The sequence below is a fragment of the Faecalibacterium sp. AM43-5AT genome (assembly GCF_003603345.1).
Taxonomy (GTDB): domain Bacteria; phylum Bacillota; class Clostridia; order Oscillospirales; family Ruminococcaceae; genus Faecalibacterium; species Faecalibacterium taiwanense.
Genome location: NZ_QVGZ01000009.1, coordinates 25,600 through 38,592 on the forward strand (window position 1 = coordinate 25,600; position 12,993 = coordinate 38,592).

The 12,993-nt window shown below is 59.5% G+C and carries 13 protein-coding genes; 8 read left to right on the plus strand and 5 right to left on the minus strand.

Annotated features, from left to right (window positions below; translation table 11 throughout):
• The 3 genes from ilvN (at position 1) to ilvD (ending at position 3,590) form a co-directional block, all read left to right on the plus strand.
• A complete protein-coding gene (ilvN, locus tag DW937_RS10790) occupies positions 1–573 on the plus strand; it encodes an acetolactate synthase small subunit (RefSeq protein WP_118529110.1) in 573 nt (190 codons plus the stop codon).
• A gap of 87 nt (positions 574–660) precedes the next feature.
• Positions 661–1,680, plus strand: a complete 1,020-nt coding sequence (gene ilvC / locus DW937_RS10795; RefSeq protein WP_005942218.1) for a ketol-acid reductoisomerase — start codon at positions 661–663, stop codon at positions 1,678–1,680.
• Positions 1,681–1,931: 251 nt separating this feature from the next.
• Positions 1,932–3,590: a dihydroxy-acid dehydratase gene (gene ilvD / locus DW937_RS10800; protein WP_118529114.1), complete on the plus strand. Its 1,659-nt coding sequence runs from the start codon at positions 1,932–1,934 to the stop codon at positions 3,588–3,590.
• 199 nt (positions 3,591–3,789) lie between these two features.
• On the opposite strand, the gene DW937_RS10805 is transcribed toward ilvD, so the two are convergent.
• Both DW937_RS10805 and DW937_RS10810 read right to left on the minus strand, forming a co-directional pair.
• Complete coding sequence (locus DW937_RS10805) at positions 3,790–4,470, minus strand: sugar transferase (protein ID WP_120120913.1); 681 nt, start codon at positions 4,468–4,470, stop codon at positions 3,790–3,792.
• A 267-nt stretch (positions 4,471–4,737) separates the two neighbouring features.
• Entirely contained in the window at positions 4,738–5,955 is a 1,218-nt protein-coding gene (locus tag DW937_RS10810; protein WP_243089097.1) for an FtsW/RodA/SpoVE family cell cycle protein, read from the minus strand.
• 296 nt (positions 5,956–6,251) lie between these two features.
• On the opposite strand from DW937_RS10810, the gene DW937_RS10815 reads away from it, so the two are divergent.
• The 5 genes from DW937_RS10815 to upp all read left to right on the plus strand — a co-directional run bounded on the left by DW937_RS10815 (position 6,252) and on the right by upp (position 9,868).
• On the plus strand, positions 6,252–7,427 hold the full coding sequence (locus tag DW937_RS10815; protein WP_120120914.1) for a hypothetical protein: 1,176 nt from the start codon (positions 6,252–6,254) through the stop codon (positions 7,425–7,427).
• 98 nt (positions 7,428–7,525) lie between these two features.
• Complete coding sequence (gene tsaE, locus DW937_RS10820) at positions 7,526–7,951, plus strand: tRNA (adenosine(37)-N6)-threonylcarbamoyltransferase complex ATPase subunit type 1 TsaE (protein ID WP_005942237.1); 426 nt, start codon at positions 7,526–7,528, stop codon at positions 7,949–7,951.
• Positions 7,948–8,676 carry a tRNA (adenosine(37)-N6)-threonylcarbamoyltransferase complex dimerization subunit type 1 TsaB gene (gene tsaB / locus DW937_RS10825; RefSeq protein ID WP_120120915.1) on the plus strand — a complete coding sequence of 243 codons (729 nt, stop codon included), beginning with the start codon at positions 7,948–7,950 and terminating at the stop codon, positions 8,674–8,676. Before tsaE ends, tsaB begins: the two co-directional genes overlap by 4 nt.
• Before the next feature lie 33 nt (positions 8,677–8,709).
• The gene (gene rpiB, locus DW937_RS10830; protein WP_097776710.1) at positions 8,710–9,156 is read left to right on the plus strand and encodes a ribose 5-phosphate isomerase B; all 447 of its coding nucleotides are present in this window, start codon (positions 8,710–8,712) and stop codon (positions 9,154–9,156) included.
• 85 nt (positions 9,157–9,241) lie between these two features.
• Positions 9,242–9,868, plus strand: coding sequence for a uracil phosphoribosyltransferase (upp, locus tag DW937_RS10835; protein WP_097774028.1), 627 nt, complete (start codon positions 9,242–9,244; stop codon positions 9,866–9,868).
• 102 nt (positions 9,869–9,970) lie between these two features.
• On the opposite strand, the gene leuB is transcribed toward upp, so the two are convergent.
• From leuB to leuC, 3 genes are read right to left on the minus strand one after another with little or no spacing between them, the layout of a single operon-like run.
• Positions 9,971–11,044 carry a 3-isopropylmalate dehydrogenase gene (gene leuB / locus DW937_RS10840; protein WP_120120916.1) on the minus strand — a complete coding sequence of 358 codons (1,074 nt, stop codon included), beginning with the start codon at positions 11,042–11,044 and terminating at the stop codon, positions 9,971–9,973.
• 11 nt (positions 11,045–11,055) lie between these two features.
• Positions 11,056–11,544, minus strand: a complete 489-nt coding sequence (gene leuD / locus DW937_RS10845) for a 3-isopropylmalate dehydratase small subunit (RefSeq protein WP_097776707.1) — start codon at positions 11,542–11,544, stop codon at positions 11,056–11,058.
• An 18-nt stretch (positions 11,545–11,562) separates the two neighbouring features.
• Positions 11,563–12,822, minus strand: coding sequence for a 3-isopropylmalate dehydratase large subunit (gene leuC / locus DW937_RS10850; RefSeq protein WP_118529126.1), 1,260 nt, complete (start codon positions 12,820–12,822; stop codon positions 11,563–11,565).
• Between the last annotated feature and the right edge of the window lie 171 nt (positions 12,823–12,993).

Consider the following 12,993-nt stretch of genomic DNA (forward strand, 5'->3'; position numbering starts at 1 on the left):
ATGGAATCCAACAAGCGCAGGGTCATCAGCCTGCTGGTGGACAACCAGAGCGGTGTTCTGGCCCGTGTGTCCAACCTGTTCTGCCGCCGCGGCTTCAACATCGACAGCCTGACGGTCTCGGCCACCAACGACCCGGCAGTCAGCCGCATCACCGTGACCATTACCAGCGATGACAAGGCCCTCAAGCAGCTGATCCTGCAGACCGAACGGCTGGAAGTTACCCGTCAGGTGTTCGTGCTGGACGGCGAAAAATCTCTGGAACGGGAACTGCTGCTGCTGAAGGTAGCGTCCGATGTGCACAACCGCAGCGAGCTGCGGGAGATCGCCAGTATCTACAAGGCCAAGATCATCGACCTTTCGCCGGACAGCATGGTGTTCGAGCTGATCGGCAAGCCGGATAAGATCGATGCCTTCCTGAAAATGTTTACAGATTACAAAATTTTGGAGCAGTGCCGCACCGGTGTTACCGCACTGGAGCGCGGCGGGATGCATCAGCATATGCAGAAGCCTCCGCAGGAGGTGCGCGAAGCACAGCTGCCTCTGCCGGGGACCCACTGCCCGGAACGGACCTGAGCTTTTCCGCTCCACAGTGAGCGAAAATATAAGATCGTTTACAATCAGCCACTGAATAAACACAAAACAAAAAGGAGAACAACTACCATGGCTATCAAGAAATACTACGATTCCGACTGCAACCTCGGCGTGCTGGACGGCAAGACCGTCGCTGTCATCGGCTTCGGCAGTCAGGGCCACGCACATTCTGAGAACCTGGCCGAGAGCGGCGTAAACGTCGTCGTCGGCCTGCGCAAGGGCTCTGCTCACTGGGAGAAGGCTTCTGAGTTCGCAGCAACTCACGAGAACTTCAAGGTCATGGAAGTGGAAGAAGCTGCCAAGGCCGGCGACGTTGTCATGATGCTGGTGCCCGATGAGCTGTGCGCTGACATCTATAACAAGCAGGTGGCTCCCTACATGACCGAGGGCAAGGCACTGGCTTTTGCACACGGTTTCAACATCCACTTCAAGACCATCACCGCTCCTAAGAACGTTGACGTTATCATGATCGCTCCCAAGGGCCCCGGCCACATCGTCCGCCGCCTGTACACCGAGGGTGAGGGCTGCCCCTCTCTGATCTGCGTGGAGCAGGACTACACCGGCAAGGCTAAAGATATTGCTCTGGCATACGCTTCCGGCATCGGCGCTGGCCGTGCAGGCATCCTGCAGACCACCTTCAAGGAGGAGACCGAGACCGACCTGTTCGGCGAGCAGGCAGTGCTGTGCGGCGGCGTTTCCGAGCTGATCCACGCCGGTTTCGATACGCTGGTGGAAGCTGGCTACGAGCCCGAGATGGCATACTTTGAGACCTGCCACGAGATGAAGCTGATCGTTGACCTGATCAACGAGGGCGGCTTCTCCAAGATGCGTTACTCCATCTCCAACACCGCTGAGTACGGCGACTACCGCACCGGAAAGCGCCTGATCACTGCCGAGACCCGCAAGGAGATGAAGAAGGTCCTGACCGAGATCCAGGACGGCACCTTCGCTTCCGAGTTCCTGACCGAGATGAGCCCCAATGGCGGCCGCAAGGTGCACTTCCTGGCAAAGCGCCGCATGGAAGCAGAGCTGCCCATCGAGAAGGTCGGCGCAGAGCTGCGCAGCATGATGAGCTGGCTGAAGAAGTAAAAGTTTGACATCCTCGCCCTCTCAGTCTCGCATTCGCTCGACAGCTCTCCCAAAGGGAGAGCCCTTGGCAGAACGGGAAACTTATCCGCAATGCCAAAGCCTCCCACTTTGGGAAAGATTCTCCCCGCATCGGGGAGAAATGTCACCGCAGGTGACAAAGTGGGGAACAGGTGGCACGCCGTAAGGCGTGACGGAGAGGGCGAGCCGCTTGACCGAGAAGGCGTTTTTATCGTCAGAAAAGAGGATTTGAAATGAGAAGCGACAATGTGACCAAGGGCTCGGAGCGCGCCCCGAACCGAAGCCTGTTCTACGCACTGGGCTACACCAAGGAAGAGCTGGAGCGCCCGCTGATCGGCGTGGTTTCCGCATACAGCGAGATCGTGCCCGGCCATATGAATCTGGACAAGATCGCCGATGCCGTAAAGGCCGGCGTTGAGATGGCAGGCGGCACGCCCATCCTGATCCCCGCCATTGGCGTGTGCGACGGCATCGCCATGGGCCATGTGGGCATGAAGTACAGCCTTGCATCCCGTGAGCTGATCTGCGACAGCGTGGAGACCATGCTCATGGCCCACCAGCTGGACGGTCTGGTGCTGGTGCCCAACTGCGATAAGATCGTGCCCGGCATGGTGATGGCAGCGGTGCGCATGGATGTGCCCGCTGTGGTCTGCTCCGGCGGCCCCATGCTGGCCGGTACCTACGGCGGCGAAGAGGTCAGCCTTTCCAAGATGTTCGAGGCTGTGGGTGCCTACAAGGCCGGTATGATTACCGAGGATCAGCTGGAAGACTGCACCTGCAACTGCTGCCCCAGCTGCGGCAGCTGCTCCGGCATGTACACCGCCAACAGCATGAACTGCCTGTGCGAGGCCATCGGCATCGCACTGCCCGGCAACGGTACCATTCCTGCCGTCTACTCCAAGCGTCTGCAGCTGGCAAAGCACGCCGGTATGGCCATTATGGAAATGGTGCGCAAGGGCATCACCGCACGCCAGATCATCAACGAGCGCTCCATCCGCAACGCTCTTACCTGCGATATGGCGCTGGGCTGCTCCACCAACACCGTGCTGCACCTGCTGGCCATCGCCTATGAGGCCGGTGTGCCCATCGACCTGAAGCTGTTCAATGAGATCAGCGCCAAGACCCCGAACCTGTGCCATCTGGCACCGGCCGGCCCCACCCACATGCCGGATCTCTACGCCGCAGGCGGCATCCCCGCCGTGCAGGCAGAGCTGGCCAAGAAGGGCCTACTGGATCTGGATGTGCCCACCGTTACCGGCAAGACGCTGGGCGAGAACATCAAGGGCGCACACATCCTGAACGACAAGGCCATCCGTCCCATCGACAACCCCTATTCCCAGACCGGTGGTCTGCAGATCCTGTGGGGCAACATTGCACCAGACGGCTGTGTGGTCAAGCGCAGCGCCGTGGCCCCCGAGATGCAGCAGCATTCCGGCCCGGCCCGCGTGTTCAACAGCGAGGACGAGGCCATTGCCGCCATCTATGCGGGCAAGATCGTCCCGGGCGATGTGGTGGTCATCCGCTACGAAGGCCCCAAGGGTGGCCCCGGTATGCGTGAGATGCTGAACCCCACCTCCGCTCTGGCCGGCATGAAGCTGGACAAGACCGTGGCCCTCATCACCGATGGCCGCTTCTCCGGCGCGAGCCGCGGCGCAGCCATCGGCCATGTGAGCCCGGAGGCTGCTTCCGGCGGCCCCATCGGCCTGATCGAGGAGGGAGATACCATCAACATTGATATCCCCAATGCCTCCATCACGCTGGAGGTCAGCGATGAAGTTCTGGCCCAGCGCAAGGCAAAGTATGTTGCTCCCGAACCCAACATTAAGACCGGCTGGCTGAGCCGCTACGCACGCATGGTCACCAGTGCAAATCTGGGCGCTGTGCTGAAGTAAAAACTCCCTCAGTCAAACCCTTGCGGGTTTGCCAGCTCCCCCGGAGGAGGAGCCGTTTCCGTCTTATTGCAACGCCAAAGCCTCCCTCTGAGAGGGAGGTGGCATCGCATCAGCGATGACGGAAGGAGTTTATCGTCCCCCACAAACAACAAAATCCCCGCTGTGCAGCTGCACAGCGGGGATTTTTTGCGATACGATGTTATTCTCCGTGGCCGAACAGCACCGCACGGAAGGTGCGGAAGATGATGCGCCAGTCCACCAGAAAGCTGCGCTCCTTGACGTACTTCACATCCAGTGCCATCCATTCGTCAAAGCTCAGCTGGTTGCGGTGCGGCGCGATCTGCCAGTAGCAGGAAAGGCCGGGTGTCACATACAGCCGCTGCCATTCATAGGGCGTGTACTGGGCTACCTCGCGGGGCAGCGCCGGGCGCGGGCCTACAATGCTCATATCGCCCTTGAGGATGTTCACCAGCTGCGGCAGCTCGTCGATGCTGGTCTTGCGGATGAAATGGCCCACACGGGTGATGCGCGGGTCATCCTTCATCTTGAACACCGGGCCGTCCATCTCGTTGTCCTTCAGCAGATCGTTGAGCTTGCTCTCGGCGTTCGGGCACATGGAACGAAACTTGTACAGCCGGAACAGCTTGCCATTGCGGCCCACCCGCCACTGGCTGAAGATGGGGCTTGAACCCGGGCTGTCAAGCCAGATCATAAGGCTGGTGATGAGCAGCAGCGGCGAAAGCACCACCAGCGCCAGCAGAGAAAAGAAGATATCCTGTGCGCGGCGCACACACCAGTAGGCACGGTGCTCGTACAGGTTTGTTTTGCGGTCGATGGTGACTGGTTTGCGGATGCCAAACTCCGCGCCAGGTTCCTCCATCCAACCGGTCTGCAGCCAGTATTCCGCCTCTGGCGCAGTTGTTGTGGATGTCATGATTCGTTTCACTCCATTTTCCGGTTGATACTATAAAAGTAGGGGAGAGTCCCCAATCTCTCTCCATGCAGCTTCTTGCACCATATTGAGCAGCAAAACTGCACATTTTTATTATAATATCATGCATCCCAGTGGATTGCAAGCAGGATGCGGAGATTTCAACTGATATAACGGCAAATGTGGAAAATACAGGGGGGGGGGGTAAGCTGCACTTTACCCGAACAGGCTCTTTGTATTGTGCATATATACGGAAAGAACTAATCCAACACAGATATACAGCATCAGCACCGAGCTGCCGCCCGCAGAATAGAAGGGCAAGGTGACACCGATGACCGGCAGCAGACGCAGATTCATGCCCACGTTCACGGCGATCTGCGCCATCAAAGCACCGCCGATGCCGGCGCAGATGTAGCTGCCCAGCAGGTCCTCGCTGCGCGCACCGGTGGCAAAGGTCTTGATCACCAGTGCCAGCAGTGCCCCCAGCACGATGCACAGGCCCACAAAGCCAATGGCATTGCCCATCCAGCTGAGAATAAAGTCGTTGTGGGCATTGGGCACGCTGTAGTACCGGCCGCTGAACAGGCCGTTGCCGAAGATGCCGCCGGAGCCGATGGCGATCTCGCCGCGCTGCTGCTGATAGATGATGTTTTTCCAGGTGGCTTCGTTGGGTGCCCAGCCGGTGGTATTCTCCGGGTCGATAACGGCCAGAATGCGGTACCACTGGTAGCCCTTGCCGATCTTATCGCTGAAAAAGGCAAACGCCGCCGCCACGGCCACAGCTGCCGCCGAGATGGCACCGATGATATACTTCCAGCTCAGGCCCGCTGCAAACATCATGCAGCAGCCGATGATGGCGTAGATGATGGCGGTGCCGTCGTCGCCCTGAATGTGGATAATGAGGATGGGCGCGGCCAGATGCAGCAGAAGCTTTGCCAGCTCCTTTGGCTCGTTGATGCGGCTGCGCACATTGTTCAGGTGCATGGCAAAGGTAAGGATAAAGCTGATCTTTGCCAGCTCCGTGGGCTGGAAGGTAAAGCCGCCCAGCTTGTACCAGGAGTAGTTGTCGGTGTCACCGGCGTTGAAGCCGATGGTCAGCGGGCCGATGGCCACATTGCGGATGAACAGCGTGGGCAGCACCAGACCCCATGTCAGGGCTACATGCACCGGCCACACCTTGACAAGGCTGCGGTAGTCGATGCAGGAGAGCAGCAGTGCGATCACGATGCCAAGCCCGGCGGCTGCCGCCTGCACCAGCGCGCGGCGGTAATCGCCGATGCCGGTAATGGCACCAGTGATCTCGTCCGTGGCAAAGCCATTGCCCTGCTTTGCGGCCCAGGAGGCCAGAGCCACCACCGCCATGGTGCTGCTGAAGATGCACAGCAGAAGATAGATCTTATCGGTTCGTTTAAAATATTGTCGAATGCTTTCCAAGAAAGCACCACCTTTCGTTCCCGGATGCACACCGGGTTTTGCCGCTGCAGCGGGCAATACCAACCCAGTTTATCCTATTATACACAGCCTGCACACCGTTTGCAATCCACCGGGTGTGACAGCTTTGCAAAATCCACACGAATGCTTGACAAAGCAGACCGCACCATCTACAATGAAGGTGCAGCAGAAAGCTCCTTTGCAGAGCGCCTGCCGCGCAAAGAAAATGGCAGGAAGATGCCTGCTGGAAAAGGGCGGCGTGCCGCATTGGGCGGCAGATATGCCCGGAGGAAATGGGAATGGAACACGATATGCTCCGCCGTTTTGGGTGTGCACTGTGCGCTCTGGTTTTCGCGCTCACAGCGCTGCCCACAGCGGCTTTTGCACAGCAGCCGGAAGAACAGGCGGCTGTGCAGCAGAGCCTTTCGGCCACAGATGTGCGCGAGATGCAGCAGGCAGATGCCGCTGTGACCGCACTGACCGGAGGCAGCGACTATGCACAGATGACCGAGGACGAGCGCACAGATGCTGCTTTGCAGCAGCTGGATGCGCTGACCGCACAGGGCCTTGTAAAGCAGGGGTCTGTCTACACCGATGCCGAAAACGGCATGATCAGCTTTACCTACAGCTGCGGCGCGCTGGGCGGCATCTTGCTTACCGACCCGGAGGAGGAGAACACCGCAGCCCTGCCGGAGCTGGACGAGAGCCAGCTGCAGGAGCTGGCAGAGAACAAGCGGGTGGGCACGGCGGCGATCTATTATGCGTTTGACAACACGATCAACAGCACCCGCTACCCGTATTATGCCTACATGCAGACCTATTGGGATTCGGTGGGCCTGCAGACGGATCTGGATACCACCGTTACTGTATCCGACCTGCGCAGGATGGGCCGCTACGACCTGTGCATCCTGAGCACCCACGGCACGTACTATACCTATGAATACGGCTGGCTGTTCAAAAAGACTGCCACGGAACCGCTGATCCTGCTGACCGAGAGATCGGATTTCTGGAGCGATCTGCGCTATGGCTTTGACCTGCTGGCCCACCGCGTGGTCAAGGTGAACGGCATGTACGCCGTCAACGGCGATTTCTTCCGCAGTGCCTACCGCGGCAACGGCATCGTGCTCAGCGAGACCTGCGAGTTCTACGGCAAGAACGGCCATGTGGATACCTCTATGGCAGACGGCCTGCTGGCAGGCGGTGCCAAGGCGGTGATGGGCTATGTGAACAATGTCTACTCGGTGTATTCCCGCAGTATGCTGTGGGCCGCTGTGAACCGGATGATCGAGGGCGAAACGCTGGAACAGGCCGTGGACTATGCCAAGAGCATCTACGGCACCGATGATATCATCTGGTACAACGAGCAGGGCGGCAGACGGCCCCATGCGGCGGCATCCTATGCGATGCTCAGCGGAGACCGAAGCGCTGCACTGCCCAACCCCTACACGGCAGCGGATGTGGATGCGGCGGCGTAAGCAACACACGGCATTGCACTTTTGCACAAAGTATATTATACTAAGGGACGGCAGAGCATTCTGCCGTCCCTTTTGCTTTATAAAATGAGGTAAGCTTCATGTCAGAATATATCACCCACTCCCGCGCCGAGACGGTGGCGCTGGGTGCCCGTATGGCCGCAGTGCTGGCACCGGGTTCGCTGGTTGCGTTCACCGGCGGGCTGGGCGCGGGCAAGACCGCCTTTACCGAGGGCCTTGCCGAGGGCCTTGGCTGCACCGACCCGGTGTCCAGCCCAACCTTTGCCATTGTGAACTACTACCGCGGCCCAAAGCCGCTGGCGCACTTTGACCTGTACCGTATTTCCACTGAGAACGACCTGTGTGCTGCAGGCTTTTACGATTATTTGGATCAGGGGGCCATTGTGGCAGCAGAGTGGAGCGAGAACTTTGCAGACCTGCTGGCACTGGAAAACCCCATCCGGGTGGATATCCAGCGCGTGGACGAAAATACCCGCAGGATCACCATTGAGGGGGTAACGCTATGAACATCTTAGCTGTGGATACAGCGGGCAAAACGGCCGGTGTGGCTCTTTTGCAGGATGACCGCCTGCTGTACGAGGTGTATCTGGACGCAGGCATGACCCACAGCGAAACGCTGATGCCCATGATCGACACCTGCCTGAAGATGTGCGGCATGACCTGTGCAGAGATTGACTTGTACGGTGTCAACGCAGGCCCCGGCAGTTTTACCGGGCTGCGCATCGGTCTGGCGGCGGTCAAGGGTCTGGCTTTCCCGCGGGAAACGCTGTGCGCACCGGTCTCCACGCTGGAAGCACTGGCCGCAGCCCACACGGGCGAGGGCACCGTGCTGTGCGCACTGGATGCCCGCCGTGCGCAGGTATACAGTGCCGCGTTCGACCTTGCCACCCACAGCCGTCTGCTGGAAGACGATGCCCGGGCGGTGGCAGATCTGGCCGATTTTGTAGAAAATTGCAAAAAGCCCCTGTTTTTTGTTGGTGATGGCGCATCTCTGTGCTATAATAAATACGGCAGTGTGCCGGGCGTGCTGCAGGCACCTGCGGCCCTGCGCGGCGGGCGTGCTGCTGCAGTGGCCCTTGTGGCAAAGCAGATGGCCGAAGCCGGAAAGGCTGTGCTGCCGGAGGCTCTGCTGCCGGACTACCACCGCCTGAGTCAGGCCGAGCGGGAGCGCGCAGAGCGCCTTGCAGCAGAAGCTGCAGCCAATACCGCCCAAAACAAGGAGCAGGCATAAAACCCTGCGTGACTGAGAGAAAGGAACATTTCCATGGCAAAACCCATTGCACTGGCCGCTGACCACGGCGGATTTGAACTGAAAGAAGCTGTCAAGGCGCATCTGAAGGAGCTGGGGCTGGAATACATCGATTTTGGCACCCATAGCACCGACAGCGTGGATTACCCCGATATGGCCGTGCCCGCCTGCGATGCAGTTGTGAGCGGCGAGTGCAGCAAGGCACTGCTGTTCTGTGGCACCGGCGTGGGCATCAGCATGGCAGCAAACAAGATCAAGGGCATTCGTGCCTGCTGCTGCTCTGACAGCTTCAGCTGCGAGTATACCCGCCGCCACAACGATGCCAACGCTCTGTGCATGGGCGGCCGCGTCGTGGGTGCAGGCTTGGCCTGCCAGCTGGTGGATCTCTTCCTGAACACCGAGTTTGAAGGTGGCCGCCATCAGCGCCGCATCGACAAGCTGACCGCACTGGAGAACCGCTGATCATGGCGAAGCGTATGCGGAGCTGTTTTAAATCGTAATCTTGGACCCGATAGAGTTATCTATTTAAAATAAGGAGCGTGTTTTTATGACCCCGATGATCGTTGAGCATCCGCTGCTGCAGCACAAGCTGAGCATTCTGCGCAACAAGCAGACCGGTACCAAGGAGTTCCGTGACCTCGTTGGCGAGATCGCGACCCTGCTGTGCTACGAAGCGACCCGTGACCTGCCTCTGGAAGAGGTGGAGATCGAAACACCCATCACCATGGCAAAGACCAAGGTGCTGGCTGGCCGCAAGCTGGCTCTGGTGCCCATCCTGCGCGCAGGCATGGGTATGCTGGACGGTATGCTGACCCTGCTGCCCGCTGCAAAGGTGGGCTTCATCGGCCTGTACCGCGACGAGGAGACCCTGCAGCCTGTGGAGTACTTCTGCAAACTGCCGCAGGATATCGCAGAGCGCGATGTTCTGGTTCTGGACCCGATGCTGGCTACCGGCGGCAGCGCCATTGATGCCATCACCCAGATCAAGAAGCATGGCGCAAAGCGCATCAAGTTCATCGGCCTGATCGCCGCTCCGGAAGGCATCAAGGCCCTGCACGAGGCACACCCTGATGTGGATATCTACCTCGGCGCAGAGGACGACCACCTGAACGAGAACGGCTACATCGTTCCCGGTCTGGGCGACGCCGGCGACCGTATCTACGGCACCAAGTAAGAAACTGTATCACGGAAGGGCAGCTGGGAACAGCTGCTCTTTTTTGTGCAGACGAAAAGGGGAACGACGGCTGTCGTTCCCCTTTGTGCGTTATGGAAAAACTTAGATCTCGGCCAGAATGGCATCGCCCATGGCGGTGCAACCAAGGCAGGTGCAGCCCTCGCTCATGTTGTCGGCGGTGCGCAGGCCCTTGTCCAGCACCTTGTTCACGGCGGTCTCAATGGCATCGGCCTCCTCGGCCATGCCAAAGGAGTAGCGCAGCATCATGGCGGCAGACAGGATGCAGGCGGTGGGGTTCACGATGTCTTTGCCCGCAATATCGGGGGCCGAGCCGTGAATGGGCTCATACAGGCCGCGGGTGCCGTCGCCCAGAGAGGAGGACGGGATCATGCCGATGGAGCCGGTGATCATGGAAGCCTCGTCCGACAGGATGTCGCCGAACATGTTCTCGGTAACGATCACGTCGAACTGGGCGGGGTTCTTGACGATCTGCATGGCGCAGTTGTCCACGAACATCTCGCTGTATTCCACATCCGGGTACTCGGCCTGCAGGCGGTGCATCACGCTTCTCCACAGGCGGCTGGTGTCCAAAACGTTGGCCTTGTCCACGCAGCACAGTTTCTTGCGGCGCTTGCGTGCGGTCTCAAAGCCGATGCGGCCGATGCGCTCGATCTCGTGCTCCGAGTAGGGCATGGAGTCGATGGCCTGCTTCTCGCCGCTGGCGAGGGTGTGGGTCTCGTGACTGCCAAAGTATACGCCGCCGATCAGCTCACGCACGATGATGAAATCGATGCCCTGTGCCACGATCTCGGGCTTCAGGGGGCTGGCAGGAGCCAGCTGCGGCCAGATCTTGGCCGGGCGGTTGTTGGAGTACAGGCCCATGCCTGCACGCAGACGCAGCAGGCCCTTCTCCGGGCGCTGCTCACCGGGCAGACCCTCCCACTTGGGGCCGCCCACGGCGCCCAGCAGGACGCTGTCCGCAGCAAGGCACTTGTCCAGCTCGTGCTGGGGCAGTGGGTCGCCGTACTTGTCAATGGCTTCGCCGCCCATGGCAGCGTCGGTGTAGTGGAAGGTGTGGCCGTACTTTTCGGCCACCTTGTCAAGCACGCGGATGGTTTGCTTGACGATCTCCGGGCTGGAGCAGTCGCCCCAGATGACAGCAATGTTTTTTTCCATGGGAAAGCTCCTTACTTCTTATTTTTGATGGACTTCATCAGTCCACCGGCGGAGATGATCTCCTGAATGAACGGCGGGAAGGGTTCGGCATGGAACACCTTACCGTTGGTCTCGTCGGTGATCACGCCGGTGTCAAAATCGACGCTGACGGTGTCGCCCGCATTGATGGCATCCACAGCCTCCGGGCACTCCATGATGGGCAGACCGATGTTGATGCTGTTGCGGTAGAAGATGCGGGCAAAGCTCTTGGCAATGACCACCGAGATGCCGGCGGTTTTGATGCACAGCGGTGCGTGCTCACGGGAGGAGCCGCAGCCGAAGTTCCAGCCGCCCACCATGATGTCGCCGTCCTTCACCTTCTTGACGAAGTCCTTGTCAATGTCCTCCATGCAGTGGCTGGCCAGCTCTTTGGCATCCTGCGTGTTCAGGTGGCGGGCCGGGATGATGACATCGGTATCCACGTTGTCCGGGTATTTGAAAACAGAACCTTTTGCGTTCATTGTTGTGCTCCTTTCCGATCAGACCGTGCGGGGGTCGGTGATGCAGCCGGTCAGTGCGCTGGCGGCGGCAGTGGCGGGAGAAGCAAGGTAGACCTCGCTCTTCACATGGCCCATGCGGCCCACAAAGTTGCGGTTGGTGGTGGAAACGCAGCGCTCGCCCTCCGCCAGAATGCCCATGTAGCCGCCCAGACAGGGGCCGCAGGTGGGGGTGGACACGATGCAGCCTGCATCAATAAAGGCAGTGGTCCAGCCGCGCAGGATGCATTCCTTGTAAACGGCCATGGTGGCGGGGATGATGATGCCGCGCACGCCCTTGGCAATGTGCTTGCCCTTGAGCACGTTGTAGGCGGCTTCCATGTCCTCCAGACGGCCATTGGTGCAGCTGCCGATCACAACCTGATCGATCTTGATGTCCTTGCCCTCGCTGGCAAGGTGGGTGTTCTCGGGCAGGTGGGGGTAGCTGACGGTGGGTTCCAGCTTGTCCAGATCGATCTCAATGGTCTTTTCGTACTCGGCATCCGGGTCGGCCTCAAAGAACACCGGCTCACGCTGGCTGCGGCCCTTGAGGTAAGCCTTGGTCACATCGTCTACGGGGAAGATGCCGTTCTTGGCACCGGCCTCGATGGCCATGTTGCAGATGCACAGGCGGTCGTCCATCGTCAGGCTGGCAACGCCCGGGCCGGTGAACTCCATGGATTTGTACAGCGCACCGTCCACACCGATCATGCCGATGATGTGCAGGATCAGGTCCTTGCCGGACACGCGGGGGCCGAACTTGCCCTTGAGCACGAACTTGATGGCAGAGGGCACCTTGAACCATGCCATGCCGGTGGCCATGCCTGCGGCCATATCGGTGGAGCCGACACCGGTGGAGAAGGCACCCAGTGCACCATAGGTGCAGGTGTGGCTGTCCGCACCGATCACGCAGTCACCTGCGGTCACAATGCCTTTTTCCGGCAGCAGGGCGTGCTCAATGCCCATCTGGCCCACATCATAGAAGTTGAGGATGTCGTATTTGTTGGCGAACTCGCGGCACTGCTTGGACTGGGTGGCGCTCTTGATGTCCTTGTTGGGCACAAAGTGGTCCAGCACGATGGCAATGTGCTCTTTGTCGAACACACCGTCAAAACCGGCCTTTTCAAACTCGTTGATGGCAACCGGGGTGGTGATGTCGTTGCCCAGCACGATGTCCAGCTTTGCATTGATGAGCTGGCCTGCCTTGACCTCGGCAAGACCGGCATGTGCGGCAAGAATCTTCTGCGTCAGGGTCATTCCCATGATGGTACTCTCCTTTTATACTTATAGGCGGCTCGCCCTCTCCGTCTGCTCCCGCTGGTCGCATCCACCTCCCCCAAAGTGGGAGGCCTTGGCAGTCCACGCAAAGTTACCGGTTTCGCCAGAGGCTCTCCCTTTGGGAGAGCTGTCACCGCAGGTGACTGAGAGGGCGAG